The sequence below is a fragment of the Deinococcus aerius genome (genome assembly GCF_002897375.1).
Lineage (GTDB): Bacteria > Deinococcota > Deinococci > Deinococcales > Deinococcaceae > Deinococcus > Deinococcus aerius.
Genome location: NZ_BFAG01000001.1, coordinates 62555 through 89390, shown reverse-complemented (window position 1 = coordinate 89390; position 26836 = coordinate 62555). Strand labels below are relative to the sequence as shown.

Annotated in this window: 18 protein-coding genes; 14 read left to right on the top strand and 4 right to left on the bottom strand. The window is 67.4% G+C overall.

Going from position 1 to position 26836, the window contains the following annotated elements; all coding sequences use genetic code 11:
- Positions 1-38: 38 nt before the first annotated feature.
- The 7 genes from DAERI_RS00360 to DAERI_RS00330 all read left to right on the top strand — a co-directional run bounded on the left by DAERI_RS00360 (position 39) and on the right by DAERI_RS00330 (position 7819).
- Positions 39-818 (top strand): TnsA-like heteromeric transposase endonuclease subunit, encoded by a 780-nt coding sequence (locus DAERI_RS00360; RefSeq protein ID WP_103127508.1) that lies wholly within the window; start codon positions 39-41, stop codon positions 816-818.
- Positions 815-2896, top strand: a complete 2082-nt coding sequence (locus DAERI_RS00355) for a TnsB C-terminal domain-containing protein (RefSeq protein ID WP_103127507.1) — start codon at positions 815-817, stop codon at positions 2894-2896. Before DAERI_RS00360 ends, DAERI_RS00355 begins: the two co-directional genes overlap by 4 nt.
- Positions 2896-3990, top strand: a complete 1095-nt coding sequence (locus tag DAERI_RS00350; protein WP_103127506.1) for an ATP-binding protein — start codon at positions 2896-2898, stop codon at positions 3988-3990. Before DAERI_RS00355 ends, DAERI_RS00350 begins: the two co-directional genes overlap by 1 nt.
- Entirely contained in the window at positions 3987-5816 is a 1830-nt protein-coding gene (locus DAERI_RS00345; RefSeq protein ID WP_103127505.1) for a TniQ family protein, read from the top strand. Before DAERI_RS00350 ends, DAERI_RS00345 begins: the two co-directional genes overlap by 4 nt.
- A 77-nt stretch (positions 5817-5893) precedes the next feature.
- Positions 5894-6565, top strand: coding sequence for a LexA family protein (locus DAERI_RS00340; protein ID WP_103127504.1), 672 nt, complete (start codon positions 5894-5896; stop codon positions 6563-6565).
- A 3-nt stretch (positions 6566-6568) separates the two neighbouring features.
- Entirely contained in the window at positions 6569-7381 is an 813-nt protein-coding gene (locus DAERI_RS00335; RefSeq protein ID WP_201262692.1) for a DUF2726 domain-containing protein, read from the top strand.
- A gap of 42 nt (positions 7382-7423) precedes the next feature.
- On the top strand, positions 7424-7819 hold the full coding sequence (locus DAERI_RS00330; RefSeq protein ID WP_103127503.1) for a hypothetical protein: 396 nt from the start codon (positions 7424-7426) through the stop codon (positions 7817-7819).
- Between the two features lie 63 nt (positions 7820-7882).
- On the opposite strand, the gene DAERI_RS21840 is transcribed toward DAERI_RS00330, so the two are convergent.
- Positions 7883-8140 carry a hypothetical protein gene (locus DAERI_RS21840; RefSeq protein WP_133161932.1) on the bottom strand — a complete coding sequence of 86 codons (258 nt, stop codon included), beginning with the start codon at positions 8138-8140 and terminating at the stop codon, positions 7883-7885.
- Positions 8141-8167: 27 nt separating this feature from the next.
- Positions 8168-9142: a hypothetical protein gene (locus DAERI_RS00325; protein WP_133161931.1), complete on the bottom strand. Its 975-nt coding sequence runs from the start codon at positions 9140-9142 to the stop codon at positions 8168-8170.
- Positions 9143-9482: 340 nt separating this feature from the next.
- Between DAERI_RS00325 and DAERI_RS00320 the strand changes: the two genes are divergently transcribed.
- The 6 genes from DAERI_RS00320 (at position 9483) to DAERI_RS00295 (ending at position 22324) form a co-directional block, all read left to right on the top strand.
- A complete protein-coding gene (locus tag DAERI_RS00320; RefSeq protein WP_103127501.1) occupies positions 9483-11765 on the top strand; it encodes a helicase HerA domain-containing protein in 2283 nt (760 codons plus the stop codon).
- Positions 11752-13167: a DNA double-strand break repair nuclease NurA gene (locus DAERI_RS00315; RefSeq protein ID WP_103127500.1), complete on the top strand. Its 1416-nt coding sequence runs from the start codon at positions 11752-11754 to the stop codon at positions 13165-13167. The genes DAERI_RS00320 and DAERI_RS00315 overlap by 14 nt, the downstream gene beginning before the upstream one ends.
- Before the next feature lie 3 nt (positions 13168-13170).
- Complete coding sequence (locus DAERI_RS23200) at positions 13171-14283, top strand: DNA methyltransferase (protein WP_103127499.1); 1113 nt, start codon at positions 13171-13173, stop codon at positions 14281-14283.
- Between the two features lie 289 nt (positions 14284-14572).
- Positions 14573-16018, top strand: coding sequence for a restriction endonuclease-related protein (locus tag DAERI_RS00305; RefSeq protein WP_103127498.1), 1446 nt, complete (start codon positions 14573-14575; stop codon positions 16016-16018).
- Positions 16002-19397, top strand: a complete 3396-nt coding sequence (locus DAERI_RS00300; RefSeq protein ID WP_103127497.1) for a pPIWI_RE_Z domain-containing protein — start codon at positions 16002-16004, stop codon at positions 19395-19397. The genes DAERI_RS00305 and DAERI_RS00300 overlap by 17 nt, the downstream gene beginning before the upstream one ends.
- Positions 19394-22324: an RNaseH domain-containing protein gene (locus DAERI_RS00295; protein ID WP_103127496.1), complete on the top strand. Its 2931-nt coding sequence runs from the start codon at positions 19394-19396 to the stop codon at positions 22322-22324. The genes DAERI_RS00300 and DAERI_RS00295 overlap by 4 nt, the downstream gene beginning before the upstream one ends.
- Before the next feature lie 74 nt (positions 22325-22398).
- Here the strand turns inward: DAERI_RS00295 and DAERI_RS00290 are convergent, their stop codons facing one another.
- A complete protein-coding gene (locus tag DAERI_RS00290) occupies positions 22399-24309 on the bottom strand; it encodes a DUF7380 domain-containing protein (RefSeq protein ID WP_103127495.1) in 1911 nt (636 codons plus the stop codon).
- Positions 24310-24579: 270 nt separating this feature from the next.
- Between DAERI_RS00290 and DAERI_RS00285 the strand changes: the two genes are divergently transcribed.
- A complete protein-coding gene (locus tag DAERI_RS00285) occupies positions 24580-24951 on the top strand; it encodes a hypothetical protein (RefSeq protein WP_103127494.1) in 372 nt (123 codons plus the stop codon).
- Positions 24952-25285: 334 nt separating this feature from the next.
- Here the strand turns inward: DAERI_RS00285 and DAERI_RS00280 are convergent, their stop codons facing one another.
- Complete coding sequence (locus DAERI_RS00280; RefSeq protein WP_103127493.1) at positions 25286-26098, bottom strand: hypothetical protein; 813 nt, start codon at positions 26096-26098, stop codon at positions 25286-25288.
- Positions 26099-26836 lie beyond the last annotated feature (738 nt).

The following is a 26836-nucleotide window of genomic DNA, read 5'->3' as shown; positions in this document are numbered from 1 at the left end:
CCCTGCGTGCTGGCCCCGGGTGTCCAAGGAGGACCGCCATGACCGCCCCCCGGCAACCCTCGCCTCCCCCGCCACCCTCGACCGGGAAACAAGACTTCTCCGTGCTCTACCGCCCGGCGGGCGCGAAGACCCTGAGCCGCAGTGAACCCCACCTCCTGCGCAGCCTGCTGCCGTTCGACCTCCAACCGGCGCGGGACATTCCCAACTACCACGGGCAATCCCACCGGATCGGCTGGTACGCCTCCACCAAGGCCGGTGCCCACCTGCGCTTCGAATCCGGTCTCGAACGGCTGCGCATGCAGTTCCTCGACTTCGACCCCTCGGTTTCCACCTTCGCCGCCCAACCCTTCACGTTGGAGTGGTCGGAAGACGGCCAGGTCTACCGCTACACCCCGGACCTGCTGATCATCCGCCCCGGACGGCCGCGACTGGTCGAGGACGTCAAGCCCGCCGTCTTCCACGACTCGCCTCGCCTGAAACGCGCCTTCGATGCGGCGCGCGAGGCCCTCACGCCCATCGGCGTCGACTTCCAGCTGTGGGCTCCGCCCCCGCCCGCCGTCGTCCGCAACGTGCAGTACCTCGCGGGCTACCGGCGGATGCCGCACGGGCTGCACACCTACCTCGAGCCGGTCCTCGCGGCCCTGCGCGAACGCCCCCACACCCTCGCGGAACTCGCCGCGCGCACCGGACCACCGGCCCTGACCCGCCCCACGATCTACTACCTGATCTGGCAGCACCGCATTCACCTCGACCTCACCCAGCCGCTCTCGCACACCACCCGACTCGCCGCGGCCCCCCTGCCCGGCGAGGCCGCATGACCCGCCTGGCGGCCGGCGCGGCCATCCACTTCCAGGGCGCGGCTTTCGTGGTGCTCGGCTTCGACGGGTCCGGGCAGATTCAACTGCGGGGGGAAGACGGCACCGAACGCGTGATGGACCCCGGGGACCTCGCGGGCGACCCCACCTTCGGGTTCGAGGGCCTGGACGCCCGGGCACTCTCACCCCTCCAAGCGTTCTGGGACAAGCTGAAGCCCGAAGTTCAGGCTTCCGCCCTGGAACACGAAGAGCATATGCGGGAAGTGCTGACCGGCTATCGCCTGGGCCAGCCGGACTCGCGGTTTCCCAGCGAGCCGCGCCCACCCTACGACCAGACCAGTCAGCAGCAGCGGATCGAGGCCAAAGCTGCTGAACTGGGCGTCACCTCCCGGCAGGTCTTCCGCTGGCTTCGTGATTACCGCGCCGCCAGCCACCACCCGGCCGCGTTGATCGACCGCAACACCACGCGTGTGACCGGACGGCTGGGGCGCGCCGAGCTGCCGATCAGTGAAGCCATCTTGAGGGTAGCCAAGCGGCGCCAGGACGACACGGACATCACCTTCGTCATGCTGCGCGACCTGGTGCAGCGCGAACTGGACGCCCTGGGGCAGGGGGACGTGACGCTGCCCAGCCAACCCACCTTCATCAAGCTGATCCAACGCTACGCCCCGGAACTCACCCACTCGGCCAAACGGCGGCGCAGCGACGCCAGCCGCGGCAAAGCGCGGCCCTTCGGCAAGATCGTGTGCGTTCGCCCGGGCCAGTACGTCCTGATTGACATCACCCCCTTCGACCTGACGGCCCGCAGCGAGGTCGACGGCCGGCAAATCCGGCTGCGCATGATCGTCGCTATGGACCTCTACTCGCGCGCCATCGTCGCCGCCCGCCTGATCGAAGTCGAACCCCGCGGCGTGGACATCACCACCCTGATCCTCGACGTCGTCCACCCGGTGCGGGCGCACCCCTCCTGGCCCCCGCTCCCCGAAGACGCCCGGCTGCCGTACCTGGGCATCCCCGAGGGGGTCATGCTCGCCGCCCACGACATGCCCGAAGGGGAGCCGCTGCTCAACCTGCCCCCGGTGCTGCCCGAGGCGATCGTCGTGGACAACGGCATGGTCTTCCTCAGCCGGGACCTGCGCGACCTGTGCCTGCGCCTGGGCACCGACATCCTCCTCGCCCGCCCAGGCACCGGCAGCGACAAGGCCCACGTCGAACGGCTCTTCCTGCACATCCGCCAATCGCTCGCCGAGCGCCTCGAAGGCTACGTCGGCCCCCACGTCCTCGCCCGCGGCCACCAGGTCCAGGCGCGGCACTTCCCCTGGGAACTCCAGTTCGAGCTGACCCAGTGGGTCGCGCGGTACTACAACCACCGGCCCCACGACGGCCTCTGCCACCCGCGCAGCCCCAAGATCAAGCTCACCCCCATGGAGATGTTCGCGTTCGGCGTCTCGCACGCCGGGCACCTCACCGTGCCCCTGGGACGCGAAGCGTACTACCTGGCGCTGCGCACCGAACTGCGGGTCATCACGGACACCGGCGTGCGAATCGACGGCGCGCAGTACGACAGCGACGTGCTCAACCCCTTCCGTGGGCAGGAGTCCCCGTACCTGGAGCTCGGGCGCCGCTGGCCCTTCAAGGTCGACGCCCGCGATCCCACGGTGATTCACTTTCAGCATCCGCAGACCCTGGCCTGGCATGAGATCCCCGAGCGTGACGCCGACTGGCGCGCGCGGCCCTTCCAGGCGGAACTGGCCGACCAGGTGAAGGTGGTCTTGCAGGAACGCGCCGGGGCGGAGGACGATCCCCTCGCCAACATCCGGCGGGAGATGGACGACGCCTACGCCGAGCGGGTGGCCCGGTCACTCAAACTCGCCACCCGCACCGCGAAGCAGGCCCTGACGGGACGCCAGAAGCAGGAGATCGCCCGGCGCGAGGCCGCGGAAGCCCAGCACCAGGCCATGACCGGAAAAGCCCGGGCGCAGAAGGGAACCACGCGGAAGACCCAAGCCCCGCCCGTTCCTTCCGTGCCCGAGGAGACCGATGACGGCGGCCGTTACGAGGTCGTAGGAGATGAGTTCTGATGGGAAAAGTGATCCTGCCCTTCGGGGCATCAGCAGGTCCCGACGGCGGCGACGGCCTGGACGACAACATCTACACGTTCGAGGGCTGGCGGAAGTTCGTGAACCGCCCCCCCGCCACGCCCCCGGCGCGGTTGACGCGCGCGCAGTACGAGGCGCTGTCCGCCAAAGAACGGAAAGTGTACGACGAGGCCCGCAAGACGTACACCATGCGCTTCGGCCCGCTGAACACGGTCATGCTCGACCTGGCCAAGCAGTGCATCAAGGAGCAGGCCGAGGTCAACTTGCGGGCGCCGCGCGACGAGGTGAAGGTGGGCGTGGTGATCGACGGGCACGCGACCCTGGGCAAGTCCACCATGGCCAAGGCGGTCGCCCGCCAGTTCGAACTGACCATCCGCAAGCAGGCCACCTTCCCCGACGAGGAAGCGCGGCACCTGTTCATCCCCGTGGTTCACGTGACCCTGCTGCGCGACACGACCCCCAAGGCGATGGCCCAGGCGATCTGCGATTACCTGCATGTCCCCCTGCGCGGCCGCGCGACCGAGCACCAGATGGTGCAGGCCATCTACAGAGCGGTCGAGCGGCACACCATCTTGCTGTTCGTGGTGGACGACATCCACTTCCTGAAGGCGCGCTCGGAGAACGGCAGGGAGACCTCCAACTTCCTGAAGTCGCTGATGAGCCTCACCGGCGCCACCTTCGTCTACGTGGGCGTCAACGTCGAGGAGATGGGCATCTTCCAGGAAGACGGGGAAGCCACCCTGGACGGCAGCCAGACCGCCTCCCGGTTCATTCACCTGCCCATCCCCCCCTTCGGGAAGGGCAGCGCCGACTGGATCAAGTTGCTGCGGAGCATCGACGATCACCTGATCCTGCTGGACCACGAGCCTGGCACGCTGGAACAGCACGCCACCCTGCTGTACAACCGCACGGGCGGCAGCCTCGGACCGCTGATGAACCTGGTGCGGCGGACCGCGTTCCAGGCGGTGGGCCACCACGAGAAAATCGACGCGGCCAGCTTGCGCACCGCGCGGATGGACTACAAATCCACCCGGGACGGCAACCTCGACGGCGACGACAGCGAGGGCAAGGCATGACCCGACTGCGGCCTCTCTCCTCGGTGCCCTTCCCGCTGGACGGCCCCGAGGGCCCGGAGGCTTTCGCCAGTTACGTCGACCGCCTCGCGGCCGGGCAGCTCATCCCGGTCCCCGTCTCCACCATCCTGTTCAAGACCGGGCTGCTCGTGGAAGACCGCCACGACGCGCCCCTCCACCCGGGCTACGGCATCGACCTGACCGCCGCGCAGCGCGAGACGTTCGCGCAGGTCTGCCGCCTCGACCCGGGCGAGCTTCAGACCATGCTGCTGCGCGACCTCGACGGGGTCGCCTTCGACCTGTCGGGACTGGACGTGCGCGACACGAACAGCGTGCGCAAAGTCGCGTTGCGCGAGTGGTCGGGGGCCAGCGGCTCGGCCTGCTGCCCGGAGTGCCTCAGCGAGACCGGGGGCTGGCGGGTGCGCTGGCGCTTGTGGACCTCCTTTGTCTGCCTCACCCACGGCCGTCTGCTGGTGGCCCGCTGCCCCCGCTGCGAGAACCGCACTGGTAACTACCGCCCCGACCAGAGCAACGGCCCACGCTTCATCACCCACCCGCCGGTGCCCGGCCTGTGCGCGAACTCCATGCCGCGCGGCGCGAGCGGGCAGGGCCGCGCGGCGCAGCCTTGCGGCGGTGACCTGCGCACGGTGGGGACGGTCGATCTTTCCGCCGCGCCCCGGCTGCTCGGGGCGCAGCGGGTGGTGAACGCCGTCTTGGATGACCGGCAGGCGGTCGTGACCGGGCAAGTAGTTCCCGCCCTGGTCTACTTCCGGCACCTGCGCTCCCTCGTGGCCGTGGCGCTGCACGCCGCGCAGCCGGGTGATCTGGGACCCCTGCCGCCCCCCATCGCCCGGGCCTTGGACGAGAGTTGCGAGGAGCGGGACGACGAGCGGCGCCGGTCCGCGGGAAGGCGCGGCACCCGCCTGCACCCGTACAAGGCCGCGCCGGTCGACCCCCGACTGGTCGCGGCCACGTTGCCCTGGGCGGTCGAGCTGCTGGCCTCGCCGGACCAGGCGGCGCTCACCGCCGGGTTGCGGCGCGTGATCGACCGGTCCCGTGACATCCGCGGCAGCGCCGTGCGCGCGCTCGGCCGGGACTTTCACTTCGAGGGGCCGCTGGCCCGGGCGCTCGACGAGGTGCTCGCGCCGCGCGCGCTGACCCACCGCACCGTCGGGCACCTCGCGCCGGGGGGCACGGGGGCGTACCGCACCTTCAGCCCGGCGCGGGTGCCGCACCTGATCTGGCGGGAGGACTACGACCGCGACTTCCGGCCGCTGCTGGAAGGCTCGGGCCTCACGGAACAGGCGGCGCGCGTGACGATCAGCATGGCGCTGGTGCGGCTGACAGGGCCGTACACCGTCCGGGAGAGCGCGGCGCAGCTGGGCCTGGACGGCCGGTTCAAGGGCACCAGCACCAACCCGATGATGACCCACCTGGGGCAGACGGGCGGAAAGGACGCCTTCGGGGACGCCCTGCATGCCCTGGCGACGCGGCTGGAAGGGCCGGGGCCGCACCGGGACTACCGCGCGGCGGAGCAGGCGCTGGAGGAGTTCGCGGACCTGGACGCGGAGACCTGGGACGCCTGCCGGAACGCCGCCGGGATCAGCGCGTCGAAGTCCGCGGCGATGCGGAGGGGCGCCGCCGCCTGGGTCTGGTCGGAGATCCTCAGCAGTCACCCGTATTTCTCGCCGGCACTCCAGCCAGGGGCCTCGAACCAGGACTCGCTGCGGGAGATGTACCGCCGCTTCGAAGAGCAGCGGCTGGACTCCCTGAAAGAAGTCCTGACGGTTCATCGCCGCTGGATGGAAGGGGAACTGGGCCTGGTCTGAGCCCGGATCTCCGGAGCCTGCCGTGCCCGCCCCTTGCGGTGGGCGCGCCTTTATGCCTACACTGTGACAGGTGTCATATGACTCATGGTGAACTGACGGCGCGGCAACGGGACGTTCTGCGAGCGATCGCCACGCTGGAAAACGCGGGGGAACTGGTCACGCTTCAGCGCGTCGCGGCGGAACTGGAATTGCCCCGCCAGAACATCTGGAGTTACGTGCACAACCTTCAGGAGCGCGGCCTGGTGGTGTACAACCCCACCGAGCGCTTCACCACCCCGATCCGGCTGAGCGACACGGGCTGGGAGGTGTCGGAAGTCCCGCGGGCCGCCGCACGCGACCTGCGCTTCCCGATCCTGGGCGAGATCGCGGCCGGGCAGCCCACCCTGGCGGAAGGGCAGGTGGAGGCCTACGCCACCCGGTTACAGGACGTGCTGGACCTGCGGGAAGGCGACTTCCTGCTGCGGGTACGCGGCGAGTCCATGATCGGCATCGGCATCTACCCCGGGGACCTCGTGGCGATCCACCCGCAACACGAGGAGCCTCACAGCGGGGAGATCATGCTGGTGCTGGTGCCCGGGGAGAACACCGCCACCCTCAAGCGCTGGTTCCGCGACAACGGCACGGTCACCCTGGTCAGCGAGAACCCGGACTTCAAACCGATGACCTTCCCCACCGAGGACGTGCGCATCCAGGGCTGCCTCGTCGGGCACATCGGCACCGGCCGCAGCCGCCGCAACCCCGAGCGCTGAGCCGTGACGCCGCCCGTCACCCTCACCCACGCCGGTCAGGTCACCCCCGTACGCCAGGCCACCACCGCCCGCGTCCAGGGCGCCCCCGCCCGGTACCGCGAGCTCGAACTGCGCCACCGCCGTCTCCTCGCCGTCCTCGCCGCTCACGACGGGGAAGTACCCACGGACGTCCTCGCGGCGGCCGTGAAAGTTCCCCCGAAGGTCGTGTTCGGGCTGATGGTGCGCCTGTGCGAGGTGGGCATGGCGCAGCAGACCGTGCACGGCTGGCGACTGGAACCCTGCGTCGCTCCCCTCGCGAAAGCGGACCTGAACGAGTCCGTGTTCGTGTCCCTCGTCCTGCCCGTCCCCGACCTGCTGCGCCCACCGTGCGACTCGACGCTGGAACGGCGCATCTTCGCGGCCGTCGTCCTGCTCTTCGCGGGGTGCGCGGTGGTCCCCAACGTGACGCTCAGCCACGTGGTGGATGCGGAGGCGGCGCGGCCGTTCCTGGGGGAGCCCGCCCTGAAGTTCTTGCAGAGCCGACACGCGGAGCTGGACGTGGTGGTGTACGGCGCGAGGACCCTCTTGCCGATCCTGGCGGTGGAGGCGGACGGGCCGCAGCATGACGCGCCGGTGCAGGCGGGCCGGGACCGGTTGAAGGACAGCATCTGCCGGGTGGCGGCGCTGCCGCTGCTTCGCGTGCGGATTGACGCGCGAACGAGCGTGGACACGCTCATGCACCGCCTGGGCCGCGCGCTGCATGAGGTCGCCCGCGCGCCGCGGGTGGAGCAGCGCGGCCATCAGGAACTCGCCGAGGCGCTCGCGCGGCTCGCGTGAGCGGTCCCGCCTGCACCCCTCCCCCAGGAAAGGACGTGTCGCATGACCAGCAGGAACCCTCCGCCCCCCCGGGTGCCCGTGCTCATCGACCAGACGGCCCTGGACGTGCTGGACCCAGGTGGCGCGGCGCGGACGGGGGACGCGCCCGTGGCCGTGGTGGTGGACCGGGCGATCGGGAGGGTCATCGTGGTGCCCCTCCCGAAGCAGGCGGGGAGGGGCAGCGGCGTGGGTGCTGACCTCCGCCCGGAACTTCAACCCGTGGCGGTCGTGCCCCTGCCCGTGCGGTGCCTGCCGGTGGAACCGCCCACGCCGGGGACGCGGGTGCTCGCCCGGGTGATCCTCGACGGCTACACCAGCGTCATCGTCGGGCGGGAGAGTGACAGGCCTGCCACCCTCGAATGGCTGGACGCGCGGCGAAGCAAGACTCCGGAAACCTGAGTTCCGCGACGCTTGCAAGACAGGGGCCGCAGGTTCTACCTGCGGCCCCTGGGTACGCCGATGTCAGAACAAAGGCTTGGTGTTGCCAATGATGGCACTGAGATCTTCCGGCTCCCGTCCGAACCAGGGGTTCGGGTCCGCATCCGCTGACTGCATGGGGAGGTGATCAAGCTGCTTGTACAGTCGGCTGAGGTCACGCTGATCCTTGCGGATTCGGCGTTCATCAGCGGCCGTCAAACCAGCGACCGGGGCAGCAGAAGACGCAGTGCTGGACGTGTTTTTCGTGTTGAAGCCCGCGTCACGAGCAATGGCCATCGCCATAAAACCCTCCTTGCTTGAGGCAGTATGTCACAGGTCAACGCGGATGGGGAGCCGAATGAAGGATACTTTACCCACGCACCCCTGTCGGGGGTGTCTCCCCTTATGTAACACCATGCGTCGCCAGTCCGCCTCGATGTCCCCATCGTAAAACACCGTGGACCATCCAGGGCGCGGGTAGCGCAACCGCAGGCCATGCTCCCCGCTGGGTGTAATCCTGATGGTCGTTCCCAGATGCGCACCGATCGTGACGTGCGTCTTCCCTCCCAACTGAACGCCCATCGCCCGGGCGAAGGTCGGAAGGATCTGAATGTTCAGGCAGTACTCCTGTGGGGTTTTCTCCGGTGACACGATGAACAACCGGAAATACTGCATCAACCCCTTCCAGGAGGCGTCATCGCCCTGCTGATACTCCCACGCTGCCAGCCGCAGCAGGTGGAAGGTGACCTCCGGCAACCGGATGTAAGGTTCTGCGGAGTCCATGCAGGTCGTTTTCAACAGGGTGATGAGCCGGTCGCGGACGGCTTTCATCGTTTTCGCCGCCGTGCCAGTCGTTACCGTCGTCATCCGGTGGTTGTAAACGGCAATGGCTTGCTCGAGCATGGCCCGGTACAGGTCGCAATACCCCCGGCGCTGATACGCCGGGGGCGGGGTGAACGTCTCGGCCCCGTACGACCCCCCGAGGTAGTGCTTCAACACGTGCCGATCGCGGTTAATCCAGTGTGCCCCGTCCAGCGAAAGGATCAACCGCGGGTCCGCCGTGTAGTCGTGGGGGATACGCGTGATCAGCACTTCACCGTCGCCGTCCTTGCGCTTCTTCAGGTACCCGGTGGCGTGGTACCGGTGGTAGTTCGGGTACGCGTCATTGAGCCACGCGTGGTGCGCGCACGCGTAATTCAACGCGTACAGCAGGAAGTAAAGGGGATTGAGCGCCCCCGCTGACGCCGTCTGGCCCTCCGGGCGTGGTGCGCTCACGCCTGTCGTTGCTTTCAACGGTTTATTCACAGGGCCGTCCTCGCGTACGGCAGCGGTTCAAAAACACCGCGCCATTCTAGTGCGCCCGGCACCGTTGAGGTCACCAAGGTGCGTCTGCGCCTCCTGTTTCAAGCGAAAGCACTCGGGCAGGGGTCGCCCCTGGAGAGCGGGCTGTACGCCCGCGCCCACAGCAGGCCGTCCGCTCCGTCACGGACCACAAGGCTCTCCGACGCAAGATGAAGGCCCTGAAGGACGCAGGATTTGCGCCACGAAGAACCAATCCGGTTCGTAGAATGACCTGAGAACACAGTGAGGAGCCCCTGAACCCATCCACGGTGGTGACGCAGGGACTCCCGAAAGGACCCCTGCCATGACGACAGCCCCCGACCCCTTTGAAGCGATCGAACAACGCGGTGAAGCCGACAAGAAGAGCGCCGCGCAACTGCAACACGAACACGAACAGGAACAGTCAGCCTCCCTGCTGGGCGCCCTCGTGCAGAAGGACCAGTACCTGGGCGAGACCCTCCGCATGGACTTCCGCACCGTCACCGTACAGGTGCACGATCACCAGCGCCGCCTCGTGGGCGGCATCCCCCATCTGAGTTACCTCGTCGCCTCCCGCCTGCAACCTTGGAAAAAGGACGCGAAATGGAACTGGGTGGAAGAGGACTCCAGCGTCCTGCTGCTGCGCGTGCTCGGCGCCGCGCCCACGCCCAGCGACATGCTGGACACCATCGTCCGCGCCGAAGCCGCCCGCCGCGCCGTGGGCAACGAAACTGCCCACTGGGACACCAAGGAGTACATGGACGGGTACACCCGTCACCAGCTGTCCTTCGCGGGCCTCGCCTGCGAGGTCGTGGGTACGTTCTACCTCGGCCGGAAGAATGACGAGGACGGCGGTGAGCTGGAACTGCGCTTCGGCACCGACATCAACAACTTCTACCCGAACAAGGGCTTGAAGGTGTACAAGCCCGTCGACGACGCCCTGCGCATCATTGCCAACTTCCGGGACCCCTCGCTCACACCCGACCACGCCCTCAAGAACAGGACCGTCCGCATCGGGCACGTCCGCTACGCCAGCACCAACCGCCCCATGCAGGGCGTGGATGACGTGGAAGTGGAAATCCCCCCGGTCGACCTGCTCGCGCAGCGCACGGCCCTGTTCGGCATGAGCCGCACCGGCAAGTCGAACACCACGAAGATCATCGCCCGCGCCATCTACGACCTCAGACGCCCGAAGGACCCGCAGGACCCGCCCCAGCGCGTGGGCCAGATCATCTTCGACTACAACGGCGAGTACGCGAACGAAAACACCCAGGGCAGCAGTGACGTCGAAGCGAACGCCCTCAAGAACGTCTGGAAGGAACAGGGCGGCACCGTCAACGACGTCATCACGTACGGCATGAGCAAGCCCACCACGGACCCCGACCGTCGCCTCCTGCAAATCAACGCCTTCGGCAACCCGCCCCGCGACTGGAGTGACCCGGAGAAGACCGCCGAGGACCTGGACATGCTGGTGGTCGGCAAGAGCATCCTGGGTGACCTGCTGGCGGACGACACGGCGAAGTACATGAAGAACTTCTGCGAGGTGGACCTGTCCGCCCCGGACAACCTGAAAGACGCGAGTAAACAAACTCGGTACCGCCGCGCCATCCTGATGTACCGGGCGCTCCTCACCCGCGCGGGCCTCACGCCCCCACCCACACTGGCAACGCCTGACACCCGCGGTATGGGTCGCAACGGCCTGTTCAGCAGCAAACTGCTGGACGCCATGCGGGCCAGCCCGGACGCGACGAAAGCCGCGCAGTACAGCGTGGCCGCGGACCTCCTGGATGTCGCGAACGTCGCTTCCCTGACCTGGGACAAGCTCAGCAACGCCCTCCAGACGCTCGCGGAGTTCATCTCCAGCAAGGACAGCGGCTACACCGACTTCAACACCGCGTACATCCAGAAGAGCAAGACGGGTGAAGCCTGGGCGGACCAGAACGTTGAACGCCTGCTGGAGATGTTCCGCTACGCCAACGGCGCGAAGTCCGTGGCCCGGCTCGCCCCTTACCACGAACCGAACAACACCCGTGATTTTGCCCAGCAGATCTACGAGGACCTGCTTCAGGGGAACCTGGTCATTGTCGATCAGGCGGGCGGTGAGCCCTCCCTGAACGAGGCCGCCGCCCGGCGCGTCATGTGGGCGATCTTCAAGGGCAACCAGCGGGAGTTCATCAGCGGTAACCCTCCCAGGGACATCCTCGTGTACGTCGAGGAAGCGCACAACCTGCTGCCGCCCAGCAAGGAAGACGACCTCAAGGACGTGTGGGTGCGCACCGCCAAGGAAGGTAGCAAGTACCGCATCGGCCTGGTGTACGCCACGCAGGAAGTGTCCAGCATTCAGAAGAACATCCTCAAGAACACCGCGAACTGGTTCATCTCCCACCTGAACAACACGGATGAAACGAAGGAACTGCGGAAGTTCTACGATTTCGCGAACTTCGAGGATTCCATCCTGCGGGCGCAGAACCGCGGGTTCCTGCGCGTGAAGATGCTCAGCAACCCGTACATCAACCCGGTGCAGATCCAGCGGTTCCTGCTGGACCTCCCCAAGACGGGCACGCCCGCCGCCACGACCGACGAGGGAGACGCCGGTGCCGTACAGTAACGAGTTTGCGCAGCACAAGATCCTGGGGCACTTCACGGAGAACCCCGAGGTGAAGAAACTGATCGAGAGCTTAAAGGATCCGGAATTCCCCGAGGACACCCGCGCGGGCGGGCGCACGGACATCCCGCGCCGCGACTGGAAGCCCCGTTGGGTGATCGCCATTGACGGCAGTCACCAGGAGATTCCCTACGAGAAGGGCTTCCCCGGCGCGGAACTCGGGTTCGTGAGCGTCGCCAGCGTGCTGATCAACGTCGAACTGCTGATCGCGGAGTCGGACAAGCCGACGATCGACCCGGTCGCGTTCAACCGCGTGCAGTCCGCGAACACCCTCACCGCGGCCCTGCCCAGCACGAACATGATCCGGAAGTCGTTCACGGACGCGCGCACGTCCTTCCGCGCCGCCTGGAAGGACCTGCTGGAGAACACCCGCCCGGCGGCGAAGTCGGAAACGCTGCTGGAGACGTACCAGGCGCTGCTGAAGTACAAGCCCACGGAGAGGGACCAGAAATGCCCGCTGATGGACGCCTGCGGGGAGAAGGACCACCCCTCGCCGAACTACGCGGCGGGCACCTGCGGGTGCGGGAAGTTCCCGGTGTACCCCACGGACATCCTGCGCATCCACGAACGCTTCAGTGACCACAGCAGCAACGGGGAGAGTTTCGGGGAGGTCATGCGCGTCCTGGAACACCTCTACCTCGTCGCGTACCTGCGGCACATGGAACGCGTGTGCCGCGAGAGCGGCAACTGGGGCATGTTCGAGGACACCGCCATCGTGATGGACGGCAGCCTCGCCGTGTTCGGTCACCCGGCGTGGCTCAGCCAGGCGATCAAGAAGGAACTCGCCCGCATCAACGGGGTCGTGCGGGAGAAGACCGGCGGCGACATTCTGGTGTTCGGCATCGAGAAGAGCGGCCGGTTCTTCGACCACTGGGTGCGGCTGGACACCAAAAGCAAGGCGGACTTCGACCGGGAACGCGAGGAAGACGAGGACCCGGACGCGTTCCCCGCCTACCAGGCGGGCCGTCTGACGAAGCAGGCGGTGCTGCTGCCCGACGATGGGTACATCAAGAAGTACGTGGTGCCCAGTGTCAGCGATAAGCCGTGGGGGAAGGACACGTACTACGGCCGGCCGTTCCTGTACAAGACGCGCACGGGCGCGATGATCGTCGGGATCAGCGCCATTCTCGCCGCGGAGCAGGATGAGCGGTCGACTGCGGAACCCGGGCAGTTTCCGCGCCTGGGAGACATGCTGGACCTCCTGGACCTGCTGGTGTCCATGCGGTACCCGAACGCGATCATCCCGCTAATCGCCGCGCACGCGGAGGCGGCCATCCCCCTTCAGATGGGTGAGAAGGTGCTTGATAAGCTGGCCCGCGAGCACATCGGCAAGGCCATCCCGTAACCCATGACCCTCACCCTCGAAGCGCCCCCTGAACCCCTCCGCCTTCCCCCCGCCACGCAGCGTTGGCTGCGGATGGGCCCGTGGTACGCGATGTTCCCCATGGACTTCGCGCTGGCCGCCATCCGCGAGCACACCCGCCCGGGTGACGCGGTCCTCGACCCGTTCATGGGGCGCGGCACCACCCTCGCGGCGGCGACGGCCCTCGGGCGGAACGCGGCGGGCGTGGAGATCAACCCCATCGCCTGGCTGTACGCGCGCACGAAAACGGACCCGGCCACCGCGCGGGACGTCCTGCGGCGCCTGGAGGAGATCGAAGCGCTCGCGCGGACCACGACCGTGCCGGAGATGCCGGAGTTCTTCTCGTGGGCGTTCTGCCCGGACGTGCTGCGCTTCCTCACGGCCGCGCGGACGCACCTGCGCTGGAAGGACCGCAAGGTCGACCGGACGTTGATGGCGTTCATCCTGGTGGACCTGCACGGGAAGGACAAGGACGCCCTCAGCAACCAGATGCGGCAGACAAAGTCGATGGGCCCCGACTACTCCGTGCGCTGGTGGAAGGAACGCGACATGACCCCCCGGCAGAAGGACGCGGGGGAACTGCTGCGCGGCAAGATCCGCTGGCGGTACCACCACGGCCTGCCGGACACGAACGCGAAAGCGAAAGCGGTCCTGGGCGACAGCACCCGCGACCTTGGGAAAACCCGGGCGGCGGGCCCGTTCCGCCTGCTCCTCACGTCCCCGCCGTACTGCGGGGTGATCAACTACAACTACGACCAGTGGATTCGCCGGTGGATGCTCGGGGGGCCCGCGCACCCCACGTACTCCAGCGGGGAGTGGCAGGACCGCTTCGAGGGGCAGGTGGCGTACCGGCGGCTGCTGGAACGGACGTTCAACTCGGCCGCGACCGCCGCCCTGCTCACCCCGGACGCGCGCGTCCTGGTGCGGACGGACGCGCGGGAGTTCACGCTGAACACGACGATTGACGTTCTCCGAACGGCCTTCCCGAACAAGCAGTTGCGTCAACTCCACCAACCCTTCAGCAACCCCACCCAGACGCACCTGTTCGGCGACAAGGACCAGAAACCCGGTGAGGTCGACCTGCTGCTGGAACCCTGACCGAGGCCTCAGCGGGGAGCGGGTGATTCAAAAAAACGCATGTGGCTGCGGCAAAGCGCCCGCACAGTGGAAGGGAAATGCTCCTCCCTCTCAGCGCCCGGTGCTGCGGTGAGCCTGAGAGCGTTCACCGACGTTGACGCGCGGTTGGAGCAGGCGTGGCTGGCAGGCGAGGTGTCCAATGTCTTCTTCGCCGCCCGGTACTCTTCAAATACTCCCTGGCCGAATGACACTTGATGTGTCAATCACGAGAGAATTGACATCGGTCTGTAAATGAGGTTACGCTTTTATTGTGACCTCCCTCCAGAACCTCCCTGAGCGTGCAACCGCGGAAGAAGCGGCCGCGCTGCTCGGGCCTCTTGCGGCAGGACTGGGCCTGCCGGGGGAGGTGCCGGACGTCCGCACGCTGCGGTTGTGGCGCACCAAACGCCACCTCACCCTGAGTGGCCGGAACTTCACCCGCCGCAACCTCTTGGAGGTGCTCGCCCTGCTGAAACTGCGCGGCGACGGCCTCACCCTCCAAAATGCCGTCACCCGCGTCCTCGCCCTCGACGACGACCGCCTGCACCTGCTCCTCGTCGGGGGGACGGCCCCCCTGGTCCGCACCGACGCCGAACCGGTCATCACCCTGCACCTGCTCGCCAAGGGCATCCTCGAACAGCACCGCCTGGTGGGCAAGGGCGCCATCGTGGGCCACACGGACGCCAAGAAGACCGGCATCGAGAACACTCCCCTCAGCCTCCACCAGGCGATGGCGCGCCTCGGCCGGCACTACTTCCAGGAGGGCCAGGAGGACCGTGCTGCCAGCGTGCACGTCCTGCTGCGACTGTGCACCACGCCCCTGAAGGAGTGGGCGCCGCGCGCCCTCGCGGAGCTCCACGAGGACGGCAACGCCATCCTCGTGGACCCCGTGTACCGCGTACCCAGCGAGGACTGCGGCACCATCGCCCAGCGCGCGGACGGCACGCACCTCGGCGACCTGATCGAGAACCACCTCCACGACGAATTGCGCGCCACCCTCAAGAAACTCGAGGACGACGCGGACGCCGCGTACACCGTCATCCGGGAGTTCATCGGCCGGCACCCCATGGCGAGCGCACAGGAACTGATGGTCCTGAACGCCAACCCGGAACTCAGCCTGGACGCCGTGCAGTTCGTGCAGGGCCTGTACCAGCCCGTGCACGCCGGGCACGTGAAGAACGGCCTGGTGCGCCGCTGCGCCCACTGCCAGGGCCTGATCGGCGAGGACGGCCTGTGCACCCTCGCCGGGTGCCGCGACGACCACCCCACCGAGGACTCCACGCCCCTGAAGGTGGACCAGGCGTACGTCGCCCGGCCGGAGGTGCTGATGTACTGGGCGGACCCCGCCCGGGAGGAACTGCGCCTGTACGACCGTTTGCAGGGCGTGAGGGCCCTCAAAGGCCGGGTGCACCTGTACCCGCACAGCGACCGCTGCGACGTGTCCATCGGGGAGGAGGTGGGCGTGGACGTGAAGGATTACCGCGACCCCGTGCGCCTCGCCCAGCGGCTGAACCGCGGGCTGGGCGGCCTGGGGCAGTACCCGGAACGCATCCTCGCCATCGCCGACCGCCGCTGGTCGCCCACGTACCGGGACCGGCTGGTGGAGCAGTTCAGCGCGGACAACAAACGCATGGTGCGGGTCATGAGCGTGAGTGACGCGATCTCGCACCTGAAGAAGACCTACGGGAAGGGGGGTTCACGTGCGGGAACGGCCTGACCTCTGGACGAAACACGAACGCATCCAGTGGGGCTGCACCCTGATGCGCCTCCTCGGCGAGGACAGCCTCGAACACCTGCACGTGCTCCTCTCCGGCCTGCGGTCGGTGGAACGTTCCGCGCAGGCCGCGCCCTTCGAACGGGCCGTGCAGAGCGCCCGCGTGATCCTCGGGGACCTGCTCACGAAGAACGCCGTGCAGAACGCCGTGTACGACTTCATCTCCGAAGCCGAGCACCGCAGCTTCGTCATCGACCCGAAAACGCTGAAGTTCACGGCGGAGTACAGCCTCGACCCGAACGTCCTCGCCGCCGAGGAGATCCTGATGAAGGGCCTCGGCCGCCGGGAGCACGGCCTTCAACTCGCCAACCCGAACGTGGACCTCACCGTCGAACTCGACAAGGACACTCGGGTGCCCATCCGCCTGCGCGGCCTGACCTTCCCGCCCATCGAGCAGCACGACTTGCGGCGCCGTCCCCGCGGGCCCATCCAGGTACGCTGGGCGGAGTTGCGCGCCCTCGCCGAGGAACTGGACGCCGAGGACGCCCGCGAGCACCGCCCGTCGCAGTTCTGGGTGACGCGCGTCGGCCTGATCCGCCTGCAACAGACCACCGGGCAGGGCCTGGCGGACACGGACGTGCTGAACCTCCACGAGCTCAAGCACCTGATCGGCCTGCCGGGCGCGGGGAAGAGCACGCTGATCGCGCTGCTGTGCATCCTCCTCGCCCGCCAGAAGCGCCGGGTGGCCGTGTTCTTCACGTCCATCGAAGTCTCCCGGGAGTACCTGGAAACGCTGCGCCGCTACGAGGGCGTGCGGGTCGCCCTGCTGATGGGCCGGTCCGGGCAGACGCACCGCCGGCACAGCAACCGCATGGCGGAACTCATCGCCGGGCAGGGCGAGGGTGGCTTCGCCCGCACCCGCGAGGGCGCGGAACTCTTCGCGGGCTCCTGCCCCCTGCCCGCCTTCGCCGACCAATGGCCAGCGAAGTGGCAGCTGGGCGACGCGCCCTGCGAGAGCCTCTACGAGCAGGGCAGCGAGGAACGCAAACTCTGCCCCGCGTGGAGCCTGTGCGGGCGCGTGAAGAACCAGCGGGAACTCGTGCACGCCGACGTGTGGCTGGGTCACATCCTGTCCGCGGACACCAACGTTCCCGCGCACACCAGCGAGGAACGCCTGCGGTACTTCGAGCTCATCGCGGACACCTTCGACCTGGTGATCTTCGACGAGTGCGACGAAACCCAGAAGGTCCTCGACGGGCACGGGGCGCTCACCCTGGAACTCACCGGCAACGACCAGAGCGTGCACATCCGCATCCAGAACATGACGGGCCTGCTCGCCGCGAACCGCGTGAAGGTCAGTGACGGGCTGCTGCGGTACATCCTCCAGGCGAACGAGTTCGAACGGCACATGCTGCGCTTCGTCTCCGAAGTGCGCACCCTCTTCGCGAACAAACGCACCCACCGCCTGGGCGTCGAGTACGCGGACAAGCTGCTCACTGCCAGCTTCCTGATCCGCGAGGCGCTCCTCGCCGCCGGATCGTTCGACGACTTCGACCATGCCGCCTTCAGCGCCATCTCCGACTTCTGGGAACGGGCGATGTACCGCGCCTTCTTCTCCCGCAGTGAGAACGAGACCGGCTGGCCGAAAGCGGAGAAGTACGCGCCCGCCCTGGGCCTGGACGTGCGGGACGCGAACGAACGCTGGCTGCGGGTGAACGGCGCGCTCAAGCGGTACCTCGCCCTGGACCACGCGGCCGCCGCGACGGAAATCGTGGAGGAGATCGCCGGGGACCTCGCCCACTTGTTCCACGCGCGCAGCGTGAACGACATCCGCGAGCAGGTCCGGCTGCTGATCGCGGTGGGATTCACCGTCGCGAGCTACCAGCGCTTGGCGAAATCCGCGCGGCCCCTCGCGCAACGCGGCGAAATCCCCGACGAACTGGTGTTCTCCAAGGCGTCCACGGAAATGCGGGAGCTGGTGCCGCGGTCCATCCTGGGCACCTTCTCCGCCGTGCGGTACCGCCGCGCCGCGGAGATCGACGGGTTCCAGGTGGACTACCTGGTGATGGACTCCACGCCGCGCCTGCTGATGCACCGCCTGCACGAGGTGTCCCGCGCGAACGTCCTGCTCGCCAGCGCCACCTCCTGGCTGGAAGCGTCCACCGAGTACCACGTCGACAAGAAACCCGATTACGTCCTGTCGCCCAGCAGTGACCAGGTGGGCACCGTGCGGCTGTACGCCCTGCCGAAACTGCACCCGTCCACGAAGAAGCCCCTGCGGTTCTCCGGGGGCGGCCCGGACCGCGAGGATAACCTGCGCCTGATGGTGCGCGCCCTCGCGCAACCCGGAGCCGGGGACCTGAGTGAACTTCAGAGCGCCGTGGCCAGCATCAGGACCGAACTGGGTAAACCCCGCAAAGCGGCGCTCGTCGTGAACTCCTACGATCAGGTGCGCTTGGTCGTCGAGCAGATCAACGACGTGAACCCCTCCCTGGGAGAGCGGACGCGTGGGGTGCTGCGGGAACTGCCGAGGGGCACCTTGAACTACGTCCTCAAGGGCCAGGTGGAGGAACTCGGCCAGGACCCGAACGTGGACGTGGTCGTCTTCCCGATCGCCGCCCTGGGCCGCGGCATCAACATCGTCTTCAAGAGTGACGACGAGGACGGCGGGAAGGCCGCGGTGGGATCGGTGTACTTCCTCACCCGCCCGCACCCCGCTGCCGGTGACCTGAGCCTGATGGTGTCCCTCCTCGCGCAGCGCACGCAGCACCTGGACCACAACGTGATGGCTGGCCTGTCCCTCTCGGAAGCGCGGCAGGTGTACGACGTGGAGCGGTACAAGACGTACAAGCGCATCTCGAACCTCCTCGCCCGCCCGATGAGCGCCAGTCGCCTGGACGACCGGACTCTGCGGAACTTCGCCGCGAACCTGCTCGTGCCCATCCTCCAGACCATCGGCCGGGGGATGCGCAAGCGCATGCCCGTCGAGGTGTACTTCGTGGACGCCGCCTGGGCGCCCAACAGCGCCGAGGGCCGCCCGGAAAGTGAGCGGTCCAGCGTGCTGGTCCTCATGCGGGACGTGCTGGAAGATTGCCTCGCGCACGCCGACCCGGACCAGCGGGACGTGTACCACGCGTTGTACGGCGTGTTCCTGAACGCCTTCCGCGACGTCGTCAACCTGCGCCTCCCCGGCGAGGGGGAACGGGGCCGCGGCGGCACCAACGACCTCTTCAACCCGAGTCCCGCGGGGGCCGAGGATCAGTTCGACGACTTCGACCCGGACCGCCTGCTGGAAACGGGTGAATTCACGCCCGACGAGGATGAGGACCTGTTCGCCGACGTCCTCGGGGACACCGAGGAAGAGGAAGGGGATTACGCATGACCATTCAGGACCTTGACCCGCCCGCCCCGAACGTCATGCCGCAGGGGGACGCGGACACCCGCGTGCGGCGCATTGTGAAGCGGGAACGGGACGTGCGTGACGACCCTATCGCACTCGCCTTCGTGATGAACGGCCGCGGCCGCGATCAGGTGCACCGGGTGACGGTCGTGCAGTGGTCGGACGCCGCCTACCACCAACTGGGTGCCCTCTCCAAAGCCATGAACAGTCAGAAACCCAAGGTGAGTCTCCCCGTCGTGGGGCTGCGTGGTCGGCTGGAACTCGGTGATCAGCGGAACCTCCGCCTGGACCGCACCCTGGGCCTCGCCAAGCACCGCACCCTCTCGTGGACGCTCACCCCGCCGGACGACGCCCTGCCCGCCGCTCGGGACGCCGCCCTGGGTTGGCTGGTGGACGACGTGACCGAACACGCCCACCACCCCGACGCGGTGGCGGCCCTGGGGCAACTCAAGCAGCTGGTGCGCGCTGGGCAGGCCCTCACCACCCGGGAACGCAGCACGCGGGTGTTCGAGTGGGGGACGAGTCTGGGGAAGACCGCGAAGGCCCTCACGCCCAGCAGTTACGCGGACCTCGCGGACTTCGTCGCTCGCGGCCTGGAGGGGCAGGCCCCGTTCCCTGACCTGGGCGCCCTGCGGCGTATCGCGAGCGGGCAACTGGAGCAGAACCAGGCGGAACTGATGACGGACCCGGTCCCCGTGGGCGGCAGAAGCCGCTTCAGCCTCGTCGTGCGCCTCCGCGTGTTCAGCTACCCCGGCCGGCCCACGCCCGTGATCATCACCGAGTTCAGCAAACGCGTGTGGGCGACAGGTCTCAAGGAAAAGGCGACCACAAAGACGCTCAGCGCGTACGCCCTCCCGGACGGGTCCACCCGGGCCCTGCAATTCACCTTGAAACGCGTGCGTACGGAAGCGGGGTGGGTGTACGCGCCGGATGATGACTTCGGCCCGATCGCCCGCCGGTACTTCCCGAAGACGACCTTCACCGCGGAGAAGATCGTGAAGGAAGGGCACCGCCTGTCCGGGTGCCGGTTGCTCGTCGGCCTCAAGCACGGGGTGGGCGAACGCAGCGAAACGAAGAGCGGCGTGCCCGACAAGGACAAGCTGGACGGGTTCACCGGCCTCGTCGATGCGATGAAGGCCCTGGGCCTGCACCCCTGGGAGGGCCTGCGGTACCTGGAAACGTCCACCCGCGAGGTGAAGGACCGCGACCAGCACTGGGGCAAGCGCGACAGCGACGACAGCAAGAAGAAAGAGAAGTACCGGCAGTGGTTGGAGGAAGCGCAGCAGAGCATCCGGGACGTGTACGACGGTGAGCACCACTTGGTGATCGCCGTGCAGCCCGGCCAGGAGGAGGACGCCCGCGAGGCCGAGGCACGCCTGGCCACCATCCTGGGCGGCAGCGTCACCACTGTCCGGGTGCCCATCAGTCCCCTCGCGCACGGCCCGCGCTCGACACTGCCGGTCCCGCAGCCGAAATCCCCCGATCACAAACCCGGGAATGCGGACCGGGCGGCGCTGCGCATGGCGGAATGGGACCCGTTCATCCGGACGGTGAAGGCCCACGAGGAGAAGACCGGCCGCCGGGTGGACGGGGTGCTGGTCATCGCCCGGCAGTGGTACCCCGGGAACCAGCACGACGACCTGGTGAACAAACGCGCGGCGCGCATCGCCCTCGCTCAGGGCCTGGGCGTGCCCGTGCAGTACCTGCGGCCCCGCGACGAGGCCCGCGAGGAAGCGGCCGTGAAAGCGCCGCGCGGCCGGAAGAAGACTCAGGATGAGATCGACGCGGGCATTGACCGCAGTTTCGAGGATCGCCTGATGATCGGCTGGCTGGACCTCGCCTACAAGAGCGCCGGGCGGGTGAAACCCGGGAAGGTGATCGCCGAGGCGAGGAAGGTGTACGAGGAGGACGTGCCCAGCCTGTTCGGCGCGTACCCTGACCGCATCCTCGCGCTGGGCGTCGTGCGGCGCAACACCACCCGCTTCATCGGGAACGACCGCAGCTTCCTGCCGTTCGCGATTGAACTTGACGTGGAGACGGGCACGTGCGGCGCCCGCTTCGCGTACGAGGGGGACGGCCGTCAGCCCGTGCACACCTCCCTGATGCCGCTCCCGCAGGCGCTGGTGACCCTCGCGGGATTGGGCCCCGTGCAGCTCACCACGGCCGTGCAGAACCGCTGGGAGCAACTGGGCGGGCGGACGCAGGCGTTCTTCCGGGAGGCGCTCGCCGACTTCGGCAAGCGGGCGCAGCGGCCGCTGGTGATCGTCGACGCGGACAGCAGCCGCAGCGTGTGGCCCTGGTTGAAGGACGAGGTCATCGACCCGAACAACGTTCACCTGGACGGCACCTTCCACGCGGAAGCTGCCTGGCCGCACGCTCGCCTCGTCCGCGTCCGCACCAGCAACAGCCCGAAGGTGCTGTGGGACAAGGACTTCCACGGGGCGGTGCAGGGCGAGGACGGCCAGCCCACCGCGGAGATCATCCGCTACCACGCGCCCTCAGCGGCGGAAGCGGACCTGTTCAAGGTGACGGACACGCAGGGCACGAACGTGTACCTGTCCTTCGGCAGCACCATCCGCACCGGGCAGACCCAGGGCCGCTCCGGGTACCGGGTCATGTACGGCATGAGGCAGGTACGCGACGACACCGGGCAGCATTACGTCGCGGACACCATGAAAGTCCACACGGACGCGTGGACGACCCCGGCGGGCGTGGAGATTGCCGTCGTGCGTTCCGGTGGTGACCAGCCCGACCAGGTGGCGCGGCTGGTGGAATGGTTGCGGCAGTGCTACGCGCACTTCGGGGAGTGGACGACGAAACCCGCCCCCCTGTACTTCGAGAAGGCCCTCAAGGAGTACCTCGCCGACTACGACCTCGACGAGGAGGAGGGCGGCGAGGAAGAGGAATGAACTGGGGCGGGATGCACCCCGCCCCAGTTCAGATGGCCTCTCGGGGGAGCCCCCGGTCGAACTGCCCCAGTGTGTTAAGCGTCCGGCGTCTGCTCCTGAGGCGCAGCAGCTGGTTGTTCCTCCTCCGCAGGGCCGCTGTCGTCGGGCGCTTCCGCTGCGTCCGCCAGTTTCGGCAGGGTGAGGTACACGCGCATGAGCAGGTGCGTGGCAATCACGCCCGGCCAGTCCTCGTAGAAGGCGTCCGGGGCGAAGCCGTGGCACAGGGCATTGCGGGCGTTCGGGCCGGGCTTGGAGTTGAAGAACGTTTCAATCTCGAACATCAGGTCAGGCCCGAAATACTCGTCGAGGCGGTCGCGGTATTCGGGGTTCTCCAGCATCGGGCCGAGCATCCGCACGTCCTCGGTGCCGTCGCTCTTCACTGCGGAAGGGAGCTGACCTTCCGTCTGGTCGAGCACCCGTCGGAACACGGTCTCCAGGCGGGGAACGAGCAGGTGCGCCGCGACCAGGTCGTCATCGGTCAATGCCGCGTGAATTCCACGCACGACACTGATCTGGTCGTCGTCTCCCACCAGGGGAGCCCCGCCGATGGCGTCCATCATTTCCTGCGGGTCCAAGCGGTACTGCTCGCGAATGTACTCCCGCGCGGGGTTGATGGTCGTGTGGACGTACGTCTGGCGCACCATGTTCTGGAACTCCACCCGCCAGTGGGCGAACTGCTCGTCACTTCGTCCCCCCGCGGTTGCCGTCACCCGTGCATCGGCGCTGAGTTCAACGTTTCCGAACAGCCTGGCCAGCACTGAGGTATCCAGCGCGTCCGTGGTCAGCCGCTCCACTTCGTCGCGGGGGCGGAAGGAAGGCAAGTGCGCGAGGATGAAGATGGCCTCCCTTAAACTCCTCCCGTCGAGTTTGGCAAGGATGCCGGGCTTTGCTCGCTCCACGAGCTGCGTAATGTCCTCGGTTTGGGGAGTCTGCCCTTCGCGCGCCGCCTTCATTGCCTCGCGGGCCTCACCGTGCAGTTGGATGACCTCCATTTCCCCGCTCCCCAGCAATTGCTGACGTCGCCGCATGGCCCCCATGAGCGCGAAAGCGGCCCCCATGTGATCACCCGCCGCCGCGCGCGCGCGGGCTTGGCGGGCTTCCACGTCGATGGAGTCCAGTTGCGCCACGCGCTCCTGCTCCGAGTCATTGTTCCGGCGGTGCCACCTGGCGGCGACGTCGTGCAGTTGCATGGCAATGAACGGGAGGGGCACTGCACGGAAACCTTCCGCCGGGGTGAAGTTCGTGTCGTAGTTGGGGTAATTTCCCTGCTCTGCCCGGCGTGCGGCTTCACCAGCCAGGCTGGCCATCTCCGCAGCATCCACCTGCTTGGCGGGGAGCCTTTGCAGCAGCAGGAGGCGTGTTGTCGGGTGACGCTCGTCGTCACGCACGACTTTGAGGGCTTCGTCCAACACCCGGCCCTTCAGGCCCTCGTCGCTTTTTGCCACGCTCAGCGTGAGGTCCCAGGCTCGCGTCAGCGCCTCAGCGATGTCCACGTCGAAGTTTGAGGGGTGTTGGACGAGGTGGTTCGCGTACGTGAGGTACGCTTCAACAGCATCCCTCGCGGCCCTTACAACGTACTTGCGGTCCTTCCTCTCGGCGGTGTGCCAGGCGATGTCACCGATGCGCGCCCGCATCCCAGGGTGCTGCACGTGGGGCATCAGGGTAACGAGGTCAAGGATGTCCTGGGTGGCGAGGGTGCCTTCAGCTGTGAAGCGGGGCAGGCTTTCAGGACCTGCCCAGTGAAGCTTGTAGGCTCGTTCGTTCACGTCCAGGATGGGCATACCCGCGTGATGAAGCAACTCCCAGATGTGAGCGGCAGTGCCGTCACCGCCCTGCCGGGCTTCCATCATGGGGGTGAAGTAACTGTGAGTTCCCTCATCGACCAGCCAGTAGCTCAGGTCGACGTTGTTGATGCCCACCCGGTCCAAATCGTGTGCGTTCACCATGGCCACCTCCCCAACAGAACGGCATGCTACCGCGCCCCTGACCGTCACCCGCTGCTGGTCGTGTCGCCCGCGCACGCTGGACCCCAACCGCACCGGCCCCGGGCGGGCGGTGCAGGAGGGGTGGCTGGGGGTGTCGCTGGGTGGGGAGTATCGCAGCTTCAGCTTTGGGCTTACGCCCGGGACCGCGCCGAAGTAAGGCGGTGGCAATGCCCGCGCTGCCCGAAAAAGATGACATGCTCAGCTTCACAAGGGCTGCTGACATGCTGCTTTATGCAGATGCAAAAGTCCGTGCTGGACACGAGCTGGGGTGACAGGCTGAAGTTGGATGAACACCGGGGGCGCCGGATGGAGTGGTCCGGCTTCTTCCTGGTGACCAGCGAAGCGGAGTTCGACGACCTCGATGGGCAGATTGACGACACGATCGCCTTCCTGAAGCGGTATGCGGCCGAGCTGGCCCCACTTGCCGACTTTCCAGGGGTGGACGTGTGTGAACTGGACTTCGGCATCGAGGACCGCGACGTCGCCCATCAGGCGGACGCCTTTCCGGCGGAGCTGCTGCGTCTCGCGGGCAATCTCAATATCGGGCTGGTGGTGTCACGCTACCCCCAGCTAGAAGGGTCCTGCTCGACGCCCGGACAATGAGTCGCAAAAAGATGACATTCTCAGCTGAATAACCCCTGCTGACATCCTGCTTTATGCAAAGGCTGAAGCCCGTGCTGGACACACCACCTGATGACACCCTCAAGTTGAATTGACAGAAACGGTCAACCCCATGTGATCAGCAAGCACTTTCAGCCGGTCCTTGTCGTACCGACTCATCCTCAACGCGAACGGCACCTTTCTCTTCTCCACCGGGTCGGGTCTGCCCTTCACCGCAGTGCGCCCTGTCCGCGTGCCCGTTTTCTTTCTCAGCGTCGTTCGCGCTTGCTTTCGCTGCATCGCCCGCTCCTTCCCGGAACCCAGCGACCGTCCCACTTCACCCCACCCCTTCAAGACGAGGAGCCGTCGCCGCGTCATGCAGCACGAAGCCAGGGCGGCTCACCCTGTCCGTCACGCCGACCGCCGCGAGCGCCCGCAAGGTGTCCTCCAGGAGGTCAGCCTTGATGAACGTGAGATGCGCCCGGAACCTGACGCGGCCCTCGTCGGTGACGCCAATCGAGTGACGGCTCTCCCCGGGCGCGCAGGGCTCCATCACAACGCACCCCTCCGACCGGGTATTGCCAGCGATCAACATCACCTCGCGCCGGGCGGACACAGCCGTCCACGCCTTGGCTACCACCCAGCCGCGCGCGACCAGCCGCTGGAAGTACGTGAGTGCGATCCCAAACTCCCCCGGGTCCACGCGGCGGAAGCCCAGGGCGTCACAGGCCAGCAGCAGCAGTTTTACCGCGTCCTTGCACGTCAAAGATGCGGCGAAGGCCTGCGCGTCCAAAAGGGCTTCAATCGCGCACACCGGCCGGGCCTCCCACGGCAACCCCGCGAGCTGCCCACGCAACCGTGCCTCATAGGCAGAAGCTTCGTCGGAAGGTACGATGCGCAAATTCACCGCAGGGCCCGGAGTGTCAGGAAGCGCCGGGGGGACACCACGGTCATCGAACGCGTTCAGCAGGGCGCGCCACCCGTCAATGACGGCATACCTCTCGTCTGCTGGAAGCGCATCTCGTTCCATCAGGAGGCAGCCTCGCCGCCATGCCCAATCGAGGACCTCCAACTCCGTCTGCAACCGCCGCAACAACCCCCCGTGCTGCACACCCAGAATGTCATCGAGGCGCTGAAGCGCCGCCGTCATGGCAGGACGGTCCACGCCTGCTGGCAAAGATGATTGCGTCATGTGCCCCTCGTACGGCTCTCGCGAACGCAGCCGTGGTGGGCGATCAGGTCGCCCACGCGAGGATCGAACTTCCTGTCGACATCACCGTCTCCCGCGGCCAGTGACCAGCGGCCGCACTGCCTCCCTCCCGGCTGACGGGTCTGGCCGGGAGGGAGCGGCATCCACGGCGTCCTCGTGCCGTCCGCGTGGCGTCCTTGCGCGCGCGGGCGATGCCGCCTACCCTAAAACTCCGCTGACACGGGGAGTGAACCGGCTGGCGTCAACCTGAGCGCATCGTACATCCACGATCGCCCCAGGGGGACCCGGCCGGTCCTCTTTGAACATCGGTGATCCCTGAGTCAAGTGCGCATGAGCAACGTCCGCGCGCCCGGGCGCGCGGCGCTTATCCCAGGTCATATCGCAGCTTCGCCGCGCGCGCCTGCGTCGGCAATTCGACGGGCCCTCCGAGCGGCGGCCGGACCAGTTTTCACACACAGCGTAAAAGTGGGAAAACCGCGTGTCGCCGATTGTCCCCACACATGTACCTACACAAGCGTGATTCACGCCGTCCAGCACGCATTCCACTCTGAGTCCCCGGTGATTTTCCCCCTGGGCTTCTCATCTTCCCACTCATCCAAGGGCTAGACCTCGTTTTCACCGGGGGCGTAACATGCCCGTGGGGGATCCTGGGACACCAGGACAAGCTTCATTCTCATG